We start from the raw sequence: 15,921 nt of genomic DNA, 5'->3' as shown, positions 1-15,921 counted from the left end.
GCGGCGAGACATAGGATCATGCCCCGTCGCCGCCCCTGATCCTTAAAGCGTGTTCTTGTGGACGTGCCCGGCCTTCATGATCAGCTTCATCGTGCGGTCGGGGTCCGCGATCACCGAGATGTCCGTCAACGGATTGCCCTCGACCACCAGAAGGTCGGCGTAGGCGCCTGCCTCGATACGCCCCAACTTCGCCGGATAGGGATTACGCGGCCCTGACAGGCTCAGAATCTCTGCATTGCCGCCCGTCAGCATCCGCAGCACTTCCGCCGCGCCATACCAGCGCGCGAACTTGGCCAGTTGCTTGCCCTGCGTCGTCGTCCCCTTGGGACTGAACAGGATATCCGTGCCCAGAGCCATGTTGACCTTGTGCTTGCGACCCCATTCGACCGCGCGAGCCGTGCCCTCAGCGATGGTCTGCTGTTGGGCGCGCTGCTCAGGCGAGGGGTAAACATTAGCGTCCTCATCGGCCAGGAAGGGCTGGATGCTCCACCAGGCGCCGGCGTCCGCCATGCGTCGCACGGTCTCCTCGTCCGCCATCTGTCCATGCTCGATGGACTTCACGCCGCTGGCGACCGCCCGCTGGATGCCTGCCGGCGTATAGGTGTGGGCGCAGACATAGACGCCCCAGTCGGTGGCGGCCGCCACCGCCGCCTTCATCTCGGCCTCCGTATATTGCAGGGCGTCGACCGGATCGTAGGTCGAGGCGACGCCGCCGCCTGCGTGGATCTTGATCTGGCTGGCGCCGAGCATCAGTTGTTCGCGCACACGGCGCAGCACCTCGGCCTCGCCGTCGGCGATGGCGGCGATTCCAGCCTGTTCGGCGACGCTGAGCGTGCTTTGGGACGTCCGGGGCAGATCAGCCCGCATCCGGAAGTCGCCATGTCCCGAGGTCTGGGAGATCATCGAGCCCGACGGATAGATGCGCGGCCCGGCAAAACGACCTTCGTCAATCGCCCGCTTCAACGCAAAGCTGGGGCCGCCCATGTCGCGAACGGTCGTGAAACCCCGCATCACCGTGCGTTCGGCTTCCTGAGCCGCCACGAGGTGCAGATAGGGAATATCGGCGGTCATCGCCGCCATCTGGGAAATGCCCGCCAGCATGGCGTGCCAGTGGGCGTCGATCATGCCCGGCATCAGAATACGTCCGCCGCAATCCACGACATCGGCGTCCGCGACAATCTCGTCCGCCGGAACCAGCGCCTGGATCATGTCGCCGACGATGAGGACGTTGCGGCCTTCGATCAGGCGGGCGCTCGCTCCGTCGAAGATCCTCACATTGGCGAGCAGGCGCGGCTTGGCCGACGCCTGGGCGAACGCCGGCGAAGCGACGCCAAGCCCGGCCGCAGCGAAGCCCGCCGCCGCACCAGCCAGAATGGAGCGCCGCGACATGCCGGCTTCCATGCGGGCCAGCAGTTTTTGCGCCTGGGGAGAATGACAGGCGCAGGTCACGCCATGTTGCAGAGGCCGCTGCTGCGCGATTCCGCCGAACCAGGTCTTCAAGAGCACATCCTCACCAATCGAGCGGCCATGGCCGCATGCCAACGCGATAAGAACGGCTACGCTATTTCGATTCCGCAAACGGTCGGGGGGATTTCATAGGCCGCGACCATCCGTCGGCGACGACGGTTGTTCTTCGCCACGAAGCTTGAGGTCATGATGTTCGGAGGGACGCCCCGAAGGGCGATTTCTTCAGCGAAAACCGATGGCTGGGGAACTAGGACTCGAACCTAGAATGACGGTACCAAAAACCGTAGTGTTACCATTACACCATTCCCCAGCGGTCCGGTGTTCCCGCCGCCGCAGTGCGTCGCGGCGAGGAGCGGTCATCTACGCCAAGGCTCCGGGGGATGCAACACCTGAAAACGAAAGAAATTTCATCGACCCGAGACTTTTTTCCGGAGCCTCATTTACCCGCTTGCGAGGGCCGGTCGGCATGGCTATAAGCCCCCTCCTCGACGCAAGCGGCGGCCCACGGCACGTGTGATTGCGAAAGTCGGAGTGTGGCTCAGTCTGGTAGAGCACCGCGTTCGGGACGCGGGGGTCGTAGGTTCGAATCCTATCACTCCGACCATCTTTCCTTAAAATGTGAATGTAGGCGACACCGCTCAGCTCGTGCCTTTTCACGCCCTGCTGCTAGGCTTGCAGCATGACGCGACTCCTTTCCTCGACTGAAGTGCTGGATTTCTGGTCCGACGCTGGACCGGATAAATGGTTCGCCAAGGACGCCGCTTTCGACCGCGCATTCACTGATCGCTGTTGCGACACCCACTACGCCGCCGCGCGACGTGAACTGGATCACTGGATCGAGGCGCCAGAGTCGGCGCTCGCTCTGATCATTCTATTGGATCAACTGCCTCGAAACGCTTTTCGCGGCACGGCCCATATGTTCGCAACCGATCCATTGGCCCTCGGATTCGCCAAGGAGGCGATCCGACGAGGCCATGACAGCAAGCTCTCCTCGGAACTACGCGCCTTCATGCTGATGCCCATGATGCACGCCGAATCCTTGGAGGATCAGGAACGGTTGCTGACCCTCCTAGACGAAGAACGTGAACCGGAAACCTACAAGTTCGCCGTCATCCACCGCGACATCATCGCCCGTTTCGGGCGCTTTCCCCACAGAAACGCCTGCCTGTATCGCAGCACCACGCCTCAGGAGGACGAGTTTTTGGTTTCAGGCGGTTTTTCCGGGTGACATCTAGGCACTTTTGGTTGTCCTAAATTTCTGGACGGCGACGACAACATCGGCTGGGTGCAGAACGTGCGTCTGACGCCCGCACACTAAGCGTATCGCCTGCCGCTCATAGGGAGAGGCGCCCGCTGGTTCGACCGGCGGGCGTTTCTCTTTTCTGTGAGCAAGCGAATCAGGCGCCTGCCCTCGAGCACGAATCAGCGGCATCCTTATCGCCATGAACGCCGCCGTCGCCCTCGCCGATCTCGAAGCCCGCACGGCGGTCGCGCCCGCCGACCATCCCGAGTGGCAGTACCTGAATCTGCTGCGGGACATCCTCGACAACGGCGTGCGGCGCGACGACCGCACCGGCACCGGCACCCTGGGCGTTTTCGGCCGCCAGATGCGCTTCGACCTGTCCAAGGGCTTCCCCCTGCTGACGACCAAGAAGCTGCATACGCGGTCGATCTTCATCGAACTGCTGTGGTTCCTGCGCGGCGAGACCAACATCGCCTGGCTGAAGGACAACGGCGTCAGCATCTGGGACGAGTGGGCCGACGCGAACGGCGACCTCGGCCCCGTCTATGGCAAGCAGTGGCGCTCCTGGGCCGCCCCGAACGGCGCGAGCATCGACCAGATCCAGAAGCTGGTGCACGGCCTGAAGACCAACCCCAACAGCCGCCGCCACATCGTCAGCGCCTGGAACCCGGCCGATGTGGACGACATGGCGCTGCCGCCCTGCCACTGCCTGTTCCAGTTCTTCGTCGCTGACGGAAAGCTAAGCTGCCAGCTGTATCAACGGTCGGCCGACTTTTTCCTGGGCGTGCCGTTCAATATCGCCTCCTACGCCCTGCTGACACACATGCTGGCCAAGGTCGTGGGGCTGGAGCCGGGCGATTTCGTCCACACTTTCGGCGACGCCCACCTGTATCTGAACCATATTGAACAGGCTCGCCTTCAACTGACTCGCCAGCCCTTGGATTTCCCGGAGCTCAACCTCAAGCGACAGCTGCGAGATATTTTTGAATACGCCTATGAGGACATTGAACTCGTCGGCTATACGGCCCATCCGCATATCCCGGCCAAAGTGTCCAAATAAAACATGGACAGACCCGCGCTGTTCATTGGCTCCTCGCGCGAGGCGATGGATGTCGCCTATGCCTTGCAACGCAATCTTGAGTACGAATCTGACCCAACAGTCTGGGATCAGGGCGTGTTTCGCCCGATGCGTCAGACGCTGGTCGATCTTGTTGCCGAAGCCGCTCGAACCGATTTCGCAGTCTTCGTCTTCGCCCCGGACGACGTGGCGGATATTCGTGGCGAAACGAAAGCTATTGTTCGCGACAATGTCCTGTTTGAGCTGGGAATATTTATCGGTGCACTCGGACTTGAACGCTGCTTTATCGTAGCGCCGCGCGATGCGCCCAATCTCCACCTGCCCAGCGATCTTCTGGGGCTGGAGCCATTACGCTATGCGGCGGATCGCAGAGACGGAAGACTGCTCGCCGCCCTCGGACCCGCCAGTCATGAAATCCTTGGCGTCATTCGTCGCTCCGAAGCACACTGGCGCGGTGTCGATTCCGCGCCGAAGCCTTCGGCTCCCGCCGACATCACGCTCGACATCCAGCGATTGACCAACCGCTTTCTCGCCGACTGGGCTGGCGAAAACCTTGCCCCCTTCCGCGAGCGGCTCAGAAGCCCGCTTCCCATGCACATGGTGGAAGATGAGGATGGATCGGCGACGGCGGCGATCAAAGCTGTCTTCGGTTTCCTCAACACCATGGCCGAAGCGTTGCTTTCGGGCAGGGTCGATGAAGCCAGGCTTCGCCCCGTATTCGAGCAACCCGTCCGGCATGTCTGGGGTCGAGCTTTCACCTACCTCGCGCCTCCCAATCATGCCGACGACGCTTGGGATCCATCTCCATACATCGCCTTGCTGGATCGTCGCTGGCGACGAGATACGCTTTGAAACTCACCGATCTTCAAGCGGATGTCCTGCGCATCTCCGACATCTATGCGCGCGAGCATTCCATCGACCGCGATCGCGATTGGGCCCTGCTGAAGCTGCAGGAAGAGCTGGGCGAGCTGACTGCCGAGCATCTGCGCCTCACCAGCCGCGCGCGCGGCGCCGCCGACCCGCAAGCCCTGGCCGATGAGGCGGCGGATGTTCTGGGCATGCTGCTGATCTACTGCGACCGCGCCGGCGTCGACCTGAACGCCGCAATGCAGCGCAAATGGTTGAGTTGGTTGAGGGCTGACACGTAAACTCACGTAACGACGACTGGCGAACTGGGCCGTTTGAGCGCACCCTCCCCGCGATCCGCCATCAGGCGGTGTCTGGAAACGGGAGGGTTCCATGGTCAAGAAGTTCGCCGCCGAACTGGTCGGCACGCTGGTTCTGGTGCTTTTCGGGTGTGGGGCCGCCGTGCTGGGCGGGTTCGATCACGTCGGGCAGTTGGGCATCGCCCTGGCCTTCGGCTTCGCCATCGTGGCCATGGCCTATGGCATCGGGCCGATCTCGGGCTGCCACGTCAATCCTGCAGTCAGCCTGGGCGCCTTCGTCGCCGGACGGATGAGCGCCAAGGACATGGTCGTCTACTGGATCGCCCAGTTCATCGGCGCGATCATCGGCGCCGCCATCCTGGGCATGATCGCCAAGACGGGCTTCGCCAGCCTGGGTCAGAACGGCTTCGACGCCGGATCGCCGGGCGGGTATGGCCTGCACGCCGCCCTCATCTTCGAGATCGTCGCCACCGCCATCTTCCTGATCGCCATCCTGGGCGTAACCGGGGCCAAGGGACACGGGGCCTTCGCCGGGGTCGCCATCGGCATCACCCTGGCCGTCATCCACATCGTCGGAATCCAGGTGACGGGCGTGTCGGTCAACCCGGCTCGCAGCTTCGGCCCCGCCCTGCTGGTCGGAGGCCAGGCGCTGAGCCAGGTCTGGGTCTTCTTCGTCGCCCCGGCGATCGGCGCGGTGATCGGCGGTCTTCTGTTCCGCTCGAAACTGCTCGAGCCGGACGCCTGATCAGGTCGAGGCGGCGCCGTCCGGCGCTGTCATCGGCATGCGCGCCAGCCTGGCGCTGAGTGCGTCCCTGTCTTCGGGCGCGGGCACGAGCACGACGCTGTTCTTGACCGCGCCCATCGACACCGTGGCCCGATAGGCGAAGAACATGCCTTCACGCGCGACAAAGCTGACAACCGCGGCGTTGTTCTGAGGACCAGCCAACCCGCCAAAGCCGGCGGCCAGTTCGTGTTCGCCCGGATCCACTGCAACGGCGGTGAACTTGCCGCCCTTGATTTGGGCGAACTCCCGGCCGTCCAGCGCCAGGTTCATGCCCGCGGCCATGGCCACGAATCCCTCGCGATAGACGATGACCAGGGCCTTGCCGGGCGGCGGCTTCAGGCTCGCGACGTTGGCGCGCTCGGCCTCGGACGCGGCGACGCCGGTCCGGTTTCCCGCCAGATTGGCCATGATGTAGGCCGTGAAGGCGCCTGCAAATAGGCCCGCCATCATCGGCAACACGCCCAGGTCCGCACCGACCGCTCCGCCCAGGAAGCCGAGAAGGAAGGAAACGGCCAGCAGGACGATGAATCCGACGATCAGCGGCTTGGCGTACTTGTTCACGCGGGGCTCCGGGGGCATTTGAAAGTGACGTTCCAGCATCAAACGGACAATCAGCTTGGCTGTTCCTTCCATCGCCCTCGTCGTCGCCCGCGCCAGGAACGGCGTCATCGGTCGTGACGGCGACCTGCCCTGGCGACTGCGCTCGGACCTGCAGCGCTTCAAGGCCGTGACTGTGGGGAAGCCCTGCATCATGGGCCGCAAGACCTGGGAGAGCCTGCCGTTGAAACCCCTGCCCGGCCGCCTGAACATCGTGCTGACCAAGGATGAATCGTACGCCGAGGCGGGCCTGGCCAAGGGCGCCGTGGTCTGCGCCACCCTGGACGAAGCCCTGTCCATCGCACGCGAACAGGCGGCGGAGGACGGCGTGGACGAAGTCTGCGTCATCGGCGGCACGGCGGTCTTCGCCGCCGCCCTGCCCCGCGCTAAGCGTCTTTACATCACCGAGGTCGAGGCCGAGCCTACAGGCGACGCCGTCTTCCCGCCCTTCGACGAAACCGCCTTCGTCCGCACCGCGTTCGAACCGCACGAAGCGGGCGAGAAGGACGACCACGCCTTCGCCTTCACCGTTCTGGACCGTCGTTGAATCTAAGGGAGAGCCGTATGATCGTCGCCACCACCAATGACCTGGCCGGTCATCGCGTCGTGCGCCAACTGGGCGTGGTGCGCGGCATCACCGTGCGCTCGCGCAACGTCATCTCCGACGCCATCGGCGGGGTGCAGTCGATGATCGGCGGCAAGGTCGGCGCCTATGTCAAACTGGCCGAGGCGGCGCGGCAGGAAGCCTATGACGACCTGATCGCCCATGCGCAGGAGATCGGCGCCAACGCCATCCTGGCCATGCGCTACGACGCCAATGAGATCATGCCCGGCGTGACCGAAGTCCTGGCCTACGGCACCGCCGTGGTGGTCGAACCCGTCTGAGAACTCGGCAGGCGCGACCTGTCTCCAACTACGCGCGCGCCTTTTCCCCTTCCGGGCCCAGTCCCAGGGCCCCGGCGACCTGGCGCGCCACGACGTCAAACCGGCGCGCGATGTCGCCATCAGGCTCAGCCACGACCAATGGCCGCCCCGCATCGCCCGCGCGGCGCAACGCTCCGTCCAGCGGCAGATCGCCGAGATAGGGCGCATCCAGACGCGCGGCCTCGGCCTCGGCGCCGCCGGTCCCGAACACTTCGCCGCTCATGTTCTCGATCAGACCCAGGGTCGGCACGCCGACCTTTGCGAACAGAGTGTGCGCCCGGCGCGCATCAGCCAGGGCTACTTCCTGAGGCGTCGAGACGATCACGGCTCCATCCAGCGGCGTCTTCTGGATCAGGGTCAGTTGCACGTCGCCGGTGCCGGGCGGCAGGTCGATGACCAGAACGTCCAGCGGCTGCTCTTGCGTCCCCCAGCGCGTCTGGGTCAGCATTTGGGTAATGGCCTGCGACGCCATCGGCCCGCGCCAGATCATGGCGTCCTCGGCCCTGGTCAGCAGGCCGACCGACATGGCTTTCAGGCCGTGCGCCGTATGCGGGACCATGGCCCCGTCCTCATAGGCGGGCTGGCCCGACAGGCCCAGCATGGTCGGCAAGGACGGGCCATAGACATCGGCGTCCAACACCCCGACCGACAGGCCGCGCGCCGCCAACGCCGCCGCCAGGTTGACCGCAACCGTCGACTTGCCGACGCCGCCCTTGCCGCTGGCCACGGCCAGGACGCGCTTCACATGGGCGGGGCGATCCGTCGGGACCGGCGCCTTGGGCCGCCCCTGATCGGTCGCGGCTTTCGACAGGCCTGCGGTGCGGCGCGGCGCGGCGGCCACAGCCTCAGCGGTCAGGACGACCGACACCCGCTCCATGCCCGGCATCGCCTTCAATATCGCCTCGGCCGCATCGCGCACGGGGGCGTACAGCGCCGTTTCGCTAGCCGGAACTTCCATGACGAAGCCCGCACGGCCATCGGCCACCACCAGCCCCTGCACCAGCCCCGCCGTCGCCAGCCCCTGGCCCGACTTCGGGTCGATCACGGCGTCGAGGGCGGCGAGAACGGCGGCGCGATCGGTCACGATAGAAGCTCCTTGTGGCCTGACGGACTTGCCGGGCCGGTGACGGGCGTTCTATCGCCCTAAGCGTCCGTTCGCGAGTTGATCCTTTGTCCCAGCCTCACATCACCCTGATCGCCGGGCCCACCGCCTCGGGCAAGTCGCGCCTGGCGATGGAACGCGCGCGTGCGACGGGGGCCGTCATCATCAACGCCGACAGCCAGCAGTTGTACGCCGACCTGCGGGTGCTGAGCGCCCGCCCCTCGGCTGAGGACGAGACCGAAATCCCGCACCGTCTGTATGGCGTGGCCAACGCCGCCGACGCATGGTCTGTCGGTCGCTGGAGTCGGGCGGTCATGGACCTGCTGGCCGAACTGGCGGCTGAGGGGCGCCCCGCCCTGCTGGTCGGCGGCACCGGCCTCTATTTCAACGCCCTGACCAAGGGGCTGGCCGATATTCCGCCGGTGCCGGTCGAAACCCGCGACGCCGTTCAGGCCGAGTTCGACGCTGAAGGCGAAACCGCCTTCCGCCGCCGCCTAACTAAAATCGACCCCGCCGCTGAAGCCGCCGTCTTTCCCGGCGATCGGCAGCGTCTGGTTCGCGCCCTCAGCGTGCATCGCGCCAGCGGCCGCGCGCTCAGCGCCTGGAAGGCCGACACGCAACCGCTGCTGCCCCCCGACGGCTATGACGCCCTCGTCGTTGAGCCGTCGCGCGAGCGCCTCTACGCCTCATGCGATGCGCGCGTGGACCTGATGATGGCGCACGGCGCGCTGGACGAGGTGCGCGCCCTCGTCGCCCGCGATCTGGACCCGGACCTGCCCGCCATGAAGGCGGTCGGCGTGCGCGAATTGGCGGCGCATCTGTCGGGCGAACTGTCGCTGGGCGACGCCGTCGACGCCGTAAAACAGTCCACTCGCAACTACGCCAAGCGTCAGCTGACCTGGTTCCGCAACCAGCAGCGAGACTGGCCCCGCCATCCCGGTTTCGCCTGAACTTCTTCGCCAGCCTCTTGGAAGGCCGCGTCGCCCATACTATATTGATCCTGCTCGGGTTCGCCCGAGCTATGGCGATAAACGCGCCTGTAATAAGCGGACCGGACCCGGGTGCGATTCCCGGCGGCTCCACCAACTTCTTCCCCGCGTTATCGGCGGAGGCAGCATGGGGCCGACTAGCATCGACGGACGTGTAAAGAGGATTGCTTTCGCTCGTCCTGGCCCACCGTATCGGGCCTTTATCTAACTGCGAACGATAACTTCGCTGGAGAAGTCCGCCTCGCCGCGTAATGCGGTTCGGTTGATTTCGAACACTTAAGTCCTAGGGGTTCAGATCCTTAGGCGGGGCCCGGGGGGCGCCTGGCAACAGAAGCCCCCCCACTCATCCGAAATCGAAATTCCTTCCGTGGCGGCGACTCTGCGTCTTCCGTCGCCTGCGCTTGGCGGGTAACAGTCGCGCGTTCCCCTTTCTTGAGGCGCCGATGACGGATCAAACTCCCCCTGTCGACGAGATGCACTATGAGCAACTCGCCCAGGACGCCCTGCGCGGCGTGATCCGCCTGGCGCTTGAGCGCGCGGCCGAGCCCGAGGGCATCCCCGGCGCCCACCACTTCTACATCACCTTCAAGACCCGCGGGGCCGGCGTCAGCGTCCCGCCGGACGTCCTGGCCAAATACCCGGATGAGATGACGGTGGTGCTGCAACACCAGTATTGGGATCTGGCGGTCGAGCCTGACCTCTTCTCGGTCATGCTGAAGTTCGGCGGCGCGCCCAAGGTGCTGACCGTGCCCTACAGCGCCGTGGTCCGTTTCTACGACCCCAGCGTGCAGTTCCTGCTGCAGTTTGACGAGCCTGAAATCGTCGAGGCCGAGGTCGCGCCCCTGTCGCCGCCCGCGCGCGATCCGGACGCCGCCCCGCCTCCGCCCTCGGACGACGACGGTCCGAAGGTCGTTTCGCTGGACCAGTTCCGCAAGAAATAACGCCTTTGCGTCAAGCAGAACGCAACCTTTGGCTGCAGACAAGCGTTGCCGTAACCTCCCCTTCCTTACCTAAGCGAGGTCGCTTCCATGCGTCTGTCCCTCATGTCCGCCGCCGCCGTTTCCCTGACGCTGGCCGCCTGCAGCCAGCCTGAAGCGACGCCGCCGGCGGAAACCCCGACCGCCTCGACCGAAGCCGCGCCCGCAACCGCTGAAATCGCCGCTGCTGACTGGAACGCCCTGAACACCCAGATCGGCAAATATCCCAACGAGACCAAGCTTCTGGAAGACAGCGCGATCACGGCTGATCTGAAGACGCTGCTGGGCGACAAGTTCGACGTCCTGACGACCAATATGCAGACCCAAGCGCCGCTGCAAAAGGACGGCGCCGTTCTGTTCACTTCGGGCAACAAGCAGCATGAGGGCGGCGTCAACGCGGCCTATCTGCTGATCGACCCGGCGACCAAGGCGCTGGAAGTCGGCCTGTGGGAAGGCGGCAAGCTGACCACCTACAAGACCGCCGGCTCGAACATCGCCAAGCCGAAAGACGTACAGACGCTGATCTCGAACGCGGCAGGCTGAACCGCCTTCAAGACTGACCTTAAGGATAGGGGTCGCGCCCGGCTCGGCCCCTATTTTCGTAGCCCTATTTGCGGGGAAAGACTCGAATGGTGATCCGCTCGCGCTCGCCTTCGCGGCGCTCGACCAGCAGGCGGGCGACCTGGCTGTCGTCGTGAAACAGATAGCCCTTGATCGCGTCCAGCAGGGCCTTGGCCAGGTTGTCCAGGTCCATCCACGGCGGGTCGCCGACGTGCTCCATCACGATCTCGACGACGTAATCGCCCCACGATGGTCGCGACGTCCATTCCTTGCGCATGAACTCATAGACCAGCGGCTTGTAGTATTTGGCCTGGGTGGTCAGGCCGTCGATGGCGATCTCGACCGCCTCGCCCTGCTCGCGCGCCCTGACCTTTCCGGTTCCGATCCAGCCGTCCACGCGCCGTCCGCCTTTCGTGAAGTGCGGCTCGCCTTGCCCCGCCGCGCCTGCGTGCTACACCGCCCGGCATCTTCCCGCCACGCCTGAGAGACGAGTCCCGCGCACATGAGCAACGTTCGTATCGAAACCGACACCTTCGGCCCCATCGAGGTCGCCGCTGATCGCTACTGGGGCGCGCAAGCCCAGCGTTCGCTCGGCAACTTCAAGATCGGCTGGGAAAAGCAGCCCCTGCCGGTCGTGCGCGCCCTGGGCATCGTCAAGCGCGCCGCCGCCGAGACCAACCGCGACCTGGGCAAGCTGGACGCCAAGCTGGCCGACGCCATCATCGCCGCCGCCAATGAAGTGATCGAAGGCAAGCTGAACGACCACTTCCCGCTGGTCGTCTGGCAGACGGGTTCGGGCACCCAGTCGAACATGAACGCCAATGAGGTGATCTCGAACCGCGCCATCGAAATGCTGGGCGGCGAGATGGGCTCCAAGAAGCCGGTCCACCCCAACGACCACGTCAACATGAGCCAGTCGTCGAACGACACCTATCCGACGGCCATGCACGTCGCCTGCGCCGAGCAGGTGGTCAACGACCTGATCCCCGCCCTGAAGCATCTTCACGCCGCGCTGGACGCCAAGGCCAAGGCCTGGGCCCACATCATCAAGATCGGCCGCACCCACACCCAGGACGCCACGCCCCTGACGCTGGGCCAGGAGTTCGGCGGCTACGCCCACCAGGTCGCCATGGGCATCGAGCGCATCGAGCAGACCCTGCCGCGCCTGATGGAGCTGGCCCAGGGCGGCACCGCCGTCGGCACCGGCCTGAACGCGCCGATCGGCTTTGCTGAAAAGGTTGCGGCCCAGATCGCAGGCATCACCGGCCTGCCCTTCACCACGGCGCCGAACAAGTTCGAGGCCCTGGCGGCTCACGACGCCATGGTCTTCACCCACGGCGCCATCAACACGGTCGCCGCGTCGCTGTTCAAGATCGCCAACGACATCCGCTTCCTCGGCTCGGGTCCGCGCGCGGGTCTGGGCGAACTGTCGCTGCCGGAAAACGAGCCCGGCTCGTCCATCATGCCGGGCAAGGTCAACCCGACCCAGAGCGAAGCCCTGACCCAGGTCTGCGTCCAGGTATTCGGTAACAACGCCGCCCTGTCGTTCGCCGGTTCGCAGGGCCACTTCGAGCTGAACGTCTACAACCCGGTGATGGCCTACAACTTCCTGCAATCGGTCCGCCTGGTCGCCGATGCGGCCATCAGCTTCACCGACAACTGCGTCGTCGGTATCGAGCCGCGCGAGGACAACATCAAGCACGGCCTTGAAAACAGCCTGATGCTGGTCACGGCTCTGAACGCCAAGCTGGGCTATGACACCTGCGCCAAGATCGCCAAGACGGCGCACAAGAACGGCACCACCCTGCGCGAGGAAGCCGTCGGCGGGGGCTATCTGACGAACGAAGAGTTCGACGAGTGGGTCCGCCCCGAGAAGATGATCTCGCCGCAGTAAGCAGCGCTCATCATCAGAGTTGAAGACGCCGGCCGGGTGCGCCCCGGCCGGCGTTTTTCATGCTCAGCCCTTGTCGCGAATGGTCCGTCCGACAGGTGCGACCGACAGCCTAGCCAGTTCCACATTCTTCAACGCAAACGGAATGCCGATCAGGCTGACGAACTGGGGCACGGCGATCAGGATATGCGCCAAGGCGATGTACCAGCCCGCCAGCACCAGCCAGATCACGTTCAGGCCGACGCCCAGGCAGCCCGCGCCCAGATCAGCCGGGTCGGGATCACGCCAGACGATCTCACGCCCGAACGGCCAGAAGGAATAGCTGGCGATCCGCCATGCCGAAAACGCCCAGGGCAGCCCCACGACCGTCAAGGCCAGCAACAGCCCGCCGAACAGCCAGGCCAGGCCTGAGGCGAAACCGCCCAGGAAGAACCACAGCAGGTTCAGGATCAGTCGGATCAAGTCTGTCGCCCCTTCGCGTCAATCACACCCTCTATATGGCGAAAGGCCCCGCTGATTGCAGCAGGGCCTCGGGTGAAATCGCGGTAAGGCGACGCCTTAGTGTTTCTCGGTCCAGCGCGCCTTGGCCTCGTCCTTCGTCATGTTCAGATGCACATGTTCATCCACGCGCGTGACCCAGGTGACGGGGATCATGTGGTGTTTGAGGCCTGAACCCAGATCGAGCTTGGCCAGTTCGATCTGGTCGCCCATCACATGGTCCACGCGGCCGACGTGACCGCCGTCCGATCCGACGACTTCCTGATGTTCCTTGATCATCGAGGCGTTTATCATTGACGCTCTCCGTTACTATGGGGACCGTCCCGGAACGGCCCGCGCGCTAGAGGGTTCACCGCAACGCCAGGCGAGGAAGTTCACAATGTCGATGATCGTTCATCACGCGCCGCAGTCCCGATCGACCCGCCTTCTGTGGCTTTTGGAGGAGTTGGGCGCCGACTATCGCGTCCACTACGTCGACATTCTGCGGCGTGAGGGTCAGGGCCGCACCGACCCGGCCAACCCCCATCCGCTGAAGCAGGCCCCGGCGCTCGAAGTCGACGGCCAGGTGCTGATCGAATCCGTGCTGATCTTCCTGTTCCTGACCGATCGCCACCCCGAGGCGGGCCTGGCGCCGGGACCGGCCGATCCGCGCCGGGCGGAATATCTGTCGTGGCTGGGCCTCTACAACAATGTGCTGGAGACGGTCCTGACGTCCGGTCCGCCCGCCGGTTGGAACGAGACGCAGAAGGCCGCCTATGCCGAACTAGACCGGCGCTGGCGCACGGCGATCCAGGGGGGCGGCTACATCCTGGGCGACTTCTCGGCTCTCGACATCCTGTTCGGCAGCCTGCTGCAGTGGTTCCGCGCCGCCATGCCTGCGGGCGAGCCTTATGACGCCTATGTCCAGCGCATCGGCGCTCGCCCGGCGCTGAAACGCGCCTGGGCCAAGGATAGCCCGGACGGTCATGTCTGATGGGTGAGATCGTCAACCTGAACAAGGCGCGAAAGGCCCGCGACAAGGCCGCCGCCAAGCGCACGGCCGAGGCCAACCGCCTGACCTTTGGACGCACCCGCGCCGAACGCGAGACCACGCAGAAGGAACGCGACCGCGACGCGGCCCGCCTGGATGGCCACAAACTGGACGAGCCGGACGCCTAAGCCGCCGCCGAACGCTTCGGCGCGCGGATCAGAAACAACTGCCCGGCCAGCACCAGCGCCAATCCGGCGAAAGCCAGAACGCCGAACCGAGCCCCTTCGAACATCACCGACACCAGCATGGCGATCGGCGGCGTCAGAGCCGAGATGTAGCTGGCCACGGCGTACCCCCTCGCCCGCGCGATGGTGAAATACAGGCCGAAGGCGATGACCGAGCCGAACACCGCCAGATACAGCAGCGAGATCACATAGGCCGGACTCCAAGCCACTGACCAGGATACGCCCGTAACCAGGGCGTAAAGCGCCAGCGTCCCCGTGCCGTAGGCCATGGCCCAGGCGGTCGAGGGCAGCACCTGCGACCCCGCCTGCTGCCCTCTCCAGGCGAACCAGTTGCCGAAGGCGGAGGCGACGACGGCGATCACGGCGAAGCTGACGCCTGCGACCGCGTGGGCGCCCAGGCCGGCGCCCATCACCTCGCCCGCCGACAGGACGCCGACGCCGATCACGCCCAGCCCCGCGCCCAGCCAGGCGGCGCGCGCCGCCTTCTGGCCCGATGCGACGCGGAACAGGATCAGGTTCAGGAAGGCCAGTGCGGCGAAGATCACCGCCACGACGGCCGAGGCGATCTTTTCCTCCGAGGCGTAGACGAAGGCGTAGCTGATGGCGAAGGAGAACAGGCCCTGCCCCAGCGCCGCCAGATGCTGTCCGCGTGTCAGGGCCAACCGCCCGCCCGTCGCCTTAACGATCAGCGCCAGCAGGGCCGAGGCGATGCCGAAGCGCAGCACCACCGAAACCACCGGATCGACAGCCCCCAGCTGGAAGGTGATGGCGTACCAGGTCGTCCCCCAGATCAGGGCGCAGATCCCGACGCCGCCGAAGGCCAGCATGGCCGGCGACAAGAACCGCGACGACGCATTTTCGGATTGGGGAGCTTCAGACTGGGACACGCCGGCGACTCGGTCGAAACGAAACGGGAACTTCCGATAGCACCGCTTCGGGTCCGCCGTCTCTCACCTGTTGCAGCCTTATGTGACGCTGGCGCGTTCTGCTAAGCTAGTCCTTCAAAGGAGACGCCTATGCGCCTGTTCCTCGCCCCCCTCGTTCTGGCCCCGGTCCTCTTGGCCGCCGCCTGTTCCTCCATGCCCGAAGCCTCCATGACAGAAGTCCAGGTCACCGCCACCTATCGCGAACGCATCATGCTGCCGCCCGGCCATGTCCTGACGGTCAAGGTCGAGGACGTCAGCCTGATGGACGCGCCGTCCCGCACCATGGCCGAAGTGCGCCAGCCGCTGAACGGTCGCGCCCCGCCTTACGCCGTCACCCTGTCGGTGCCCAGCGACAAGATCGACGCGCGCCACCGCTATGCCGCGCGCGCTGAAATCCGCGACGCCTCCGGCGCCCTGCGCTTCACCACCGACACCAACTACGCCGTGCTGACAAACGGCGCCTCAAACAGCGCCGACATCGTCATGGTGGGCGTACGCTAAGC

General features: G+C 65.2%; 21 protein-coding genes, 2 tRNA genes and 1 other RNA gene. 16 read left to right on the top strand and 8 right to left on the bottom strand.

Annotation, left to right across the window (positions count from 1 at the left end; genetic code table 11):
- Positions 1 to 42 precede the first annotated feature (42 nt).
- Together EGK63_RS09025 and EGK63_RS09020 are read right to left on the bottom strand one after the other, a co-directional pair.
- Positions 43 to 1,506 (bottom strand): amidohydrolase family protein, encoded by a 1,464-nt coding sequence (locus EGK63_RS09025; protein ID WP_243637629.1) that lies wholly within the window; start codon positions 1,504 to 1,506, stop codon positions 43 to 45.
- Positions 1,507 to 1,703: 197 nt separating this feature from the next.
- Positions 1,704 to 1,777: transfer RNA gene (locus tag EGK63_RS09020), tRNA-Gln, on the bottom strand.
- A 217-nt stretch (positions 1,778 to 1,994) separates the two neighbouring features.
- Here EGK63_RS09020 and EGK63_RS09015 point away from each other — a divergent pair.
- The 6 genes from EGK63_RS09015 (at position 1,995) to EGK63_RS08990 (ending at position 5,699) form a co-directional block, all read left to right on the top strand.
- Positions 1,995 to 2,071: transfer RNA gene (locus EGK63_RS09015), tRNA-Pro, on the top strand.
- 75 nt (positions 2,072 to 2,146) lie between these two features.
- Positions 2,147 to 2,695, top strand: a complete 549-nt coding sequence (locus EGK63_RS09010) for a DUF924 family protein (protein WP_125900910.1) — start codon at positions 2,147 to 2,149, stop codon at positions 2,693 to 2,695.
- A gap of 214 nt (positions 2,696 to 2,909) precedes the next feature.
- Positions 2,910 to 3,770, top strand: a complete 861-nt coding sequence (locus EGK63_RS09005; RefSeq protein ID WP_125900908.1) for a thymidylate synthase — start codon at positions 2,910 to 2,912, stop codon at positions 3,768 to 3,770.
- 3 nt (positions 3,771 to 3,773) lie between these two features.
- Positions 3,774 to 4,640: a TIR domain-containing protein gene (locus EGK63_RS09000; protein WP_125900906.1), complete on the top strand. Its 867-nt coding sequence runs from the start codon at positions 3,774 to 3,776 to the stop codon at positions 4,638 to 4,640.
- Positions 4,637 to 4,936: a phosphoribosyl-ATP pyrophosphohydrolase gene (locus EGK63_RS08995; protein ID WP_125900904.1), complete on the top strand. Its 300-nt coding sequence runs from the start codon at positions 4,637 to 4,639 to the stop codon at positions 4,934 to 4,936. The genes EGK63_RS09000 and EGK63_RS08995 overlap by 4 nt, the downstream gene beginning before the upstream one ends.
- A 91-nt stretch (positions 4,937 to 5,027) precedes the next feature.
- Positions 5,028 to 5,699, top strand: coding sequence for an aquaporin (locus EGK63_RS08990; protein WP_125900902.1), 672 nt, complete (start codon positions 5,028 to 5,030; stop codon positions 5,697 to 5,699).
- Here the strand turns inward: EGK63_RS08990 and EGK63_RS08985 are convergent, their stop codons facing one another.
- On the bottom strand, positions 5,700 to 6,299 hold the full coding sequence (locus EGK63_RS08985; protein ID WP_165906570.1) for a hypothetical protein: 600 nt from the start codon (positions 6,297 to 6,299) through the stop codon (positions 5,700 to 5,702).
- A 70-nt stretch (positions 6,300 to 6,369) separates the two neighbouring features.
- Here EGK63_RS08985 and EGK63_RS08980 point away from each other — a divergent pair, with 70 nt between their 5' ends.
- Together EGK63_RS08980 and EGK63_RS08975 are read left to right on the top strand one after the other, a co-directional pair.
- Positions 6,370 to 6,882, top strand: coding sequence for a dihydrofolate reductase (locus tag EGK63_RS08980; RefSeq protein WP_371412950.1), 513 nt, complete (start codon positions 6,370 to 6,372; stop codon positions 6,880 to 6,882).
- Between the two features lie 17 nt (positions 6,883 to 6,899).
- Positions 6,900 to 7,220: a YbjQ family protein gene (locus tag EGK63_RS08975; protein ID WP_003165113.1), complete on the top strand. Its 321-nt coding sequence runs from the start codon at positions 6,900 to 6,902 to the stop codon at positions 7,218 to 7,220.
- A 28-nt stretch (positions 7,221 to 7,248) separates the two neighbouring features.
- Here EGK63_RS08975 and EGK63_RS08970 read toward each other — a convergent pair whose 3' ends face one another.
- Positions 7,249 to 8,343 carry an Mrp/NBP35 family ATP-binding protein gene (locus EGK63_RS08970; protein ID WP_125900896.1) on the bottom strand — a complete coding sequence of 365 codons (1,095 nt, stop codon included), beginning with the start codon at positions 8,341 to 8,343 and terminating at the stop codon, positions 7,249 to 7,251.
- Between the two features lie 86 nt (positions 8,344 to 8,429).
- On the opposite strand from EGK63_RS08970, the gene miaA reads away from it, so the two are divergent.
- From miaA to EGK63_RS08950, 4 genes are all read left to right on the top strand, one after another.
- The gene (gene miaA, locus EGK63_RS08965; RefSeq protein WP_125900894.1) at positions 8,430 to 9,311 is read left to right on the top strand and encodes a tRNA (adenosine(37)-N6)-dimethylallyltransferase MiaA; all 882 of its coding nucleotides are present in this window, start codon (positions 8,430 to 8,432) and stop codon (positions 9,309 to 9,311) included.
- Positions 9,312 to 9,324: 13 nt separating this feature from the next.
- Positions 9,325 to 9,694: a transfer-messenger RNA gene (gene ssrA / locus EGK63_RS08960) on the top strand.
- Positions 9,695 to 9,793: 99 nt separating this feature from the next.
- The gene (locus EGK63_RS08955) at positions 9,794 to 10,291 is read left to right on the top strand and encodes an SspB family protein (protein ID WP_125900893.1); all 498 of its coding nucleotides are present in this window, start codon (positions 9,794 to 9,796) and stop codon (positions 10,289 to 10,291) included.
- Positions 10,292 to 10,378: 87 nt separating this feature from the next.
- Positions 10,379 to 10,870 (top strand): hypothetical protein, encoded by a 492-nt coding sequence (locus EGK63_RS08950; RefSeq protein WP_088409760.1) that lies wholly within the window; start codon positions 10,379 to 10,381, stop codon positions 10,868 to 10,870.
- A 64-nt stretch (positions 10,871 to 10,934) separates the two neighbouring features.
- Here the strand turns inward: EGK63_RS08950 and EGK63_RS08945 are convergent, their stop codons facing one another.
- On the bottom strand, positions 10,935 to 11,285 hold the full coding sequence (locus tag EGK63_RS08945; RefSeq protein WP_125900891.1) for a RusA family crossover junction endodeoxyribonuclease: 351 nt from the start codon (positions 11,283 to 11,285) through the stop codon (positions 10,935 to 10,937).
- Positions 11,286 to 11,390: 105 nt separating this feature from the next.
- On the opposite strand from EGK63_RS08945, the gene fumC reads away from it, so the two are divergent.
- Positions 11,391 to 12,782 carry a class II fumarate hydratase gene (gene fumC / locus EGK63_RS08940; protein WP_087140703.1) on the top strand — a complete coding sequence of 464 codons (1,392 nt, stop codon included), beginning with the start codon at positions 11,391 to 11,393 and terminating at the stop codon, positions 12,780 to 12,782.
- Positions 12,783 to 12,845: 63 nt separating this feature from the next.
- Here fumC and EGK63_RS08935 read toward each other — a convergent pair whose 3' ends face one another.
- Together EGK63_RS08935 and EGK63_RS08930 are read right to left on the bottom strand one after the other, a co-directional pair.
- Positions 12,846 to 13,241: a YccF domain-containing protein gene (locus EGK63_RS08935; protein ID WP_125900889.1), complete on the bottom strand. Its 396-nt coding sequence runs from the start codon at positions 13,239 to 13,241 to the stop codon at positions 12,846 to 12,848.
- 96 nt (positions 13,242 to 13,337) lie between these two features.
- A complete protein-coding gene (locus tag EGK63_RS08930) occupies positions 13,338 to 13,571 on the bottom strand; it encodes a DUF2171 domain-containing protein (protein ID WP_087140701.1) in 234 nt (77 codons plus the stop codon).
- Between the two features lie 85 nt (positions 13,572 to 13,656).
- On the opposite strand from EGK63_RS08930, the gene EGK63_RS08925 reads away from it, so the two are divergent.
- Positions 13,657 to 14,250, top strand: coding sequence for a glutathione S-transferase family protein (locus tag EGK63_RS08925; RefSeq protein ID WP_125900887.1), 594 nt, complete (start codon positions 13,657 to 13,659; stop codon positions 14,248 to 14,250).
- Positions 14,250 to 14,435 (top strand): DUF4169 family protein, encoded by a 186-nt coding sequence (locus EGK63_RS08920; protein WP_125900885.1) that lies wholly within the window; start codon positions 14,250 to 14,252, stop codon positions 14,433 to 14,435. The genes EGK63_RS08925 and EGK63_RS08920 overlap by 1 nt, the downstream gene beginning before the upstream one ends.
- Here EGK63_RS08920 and EGK63_RS08915 read toward each other — a convergent pair.
- Positions 14,432 to 15,379, bottom strand: coding sequence for a DMT family transporter (locus tag EGK63_RS08915; RefSeq protein WP_243637628.1), 948 nt, complete (start codon positions 15,377 to 15,379; stop codon positions 14,432 to 14,434). The two genes, EGK63_RS08920 and EGK63_RS08915, sit on opposite strands and share 4 nt — an antisense overlap.
- A 129-nt stretch (positions 15,380 to 15,508) precedes the next feature.
- Between EGK63_RS08915 and EGK63_RS08910 the strand changes: the two genes are divergently transcribed.
- Positions 15,509 to 15,919 (top strand): YbaY family lipoprotein, encoded by a 411-nt coding sequence (locus EGK63_RS08910; protein ID WP_125900883.1) that lies wholly within the window; start codon positions 15,509 to 15,511, stop codon positions 15,917 to 15,919.
- Positions 15,920 to 15,921: the final 2 nt, after the last annotated feature.

Source organism: Brevundimonas sp. 357 (assembly GCF_003938605.1).
Taxonomy (GTDB): domain Bacteria; phylum Pseudomonadota; class Alphaproteobacteria; order Caulobacterales; family Caulobacteraceae; genus Brevundimonas.
This window is presented reverse-complemented; position numbering and strand designations above follow the sequence as displayed.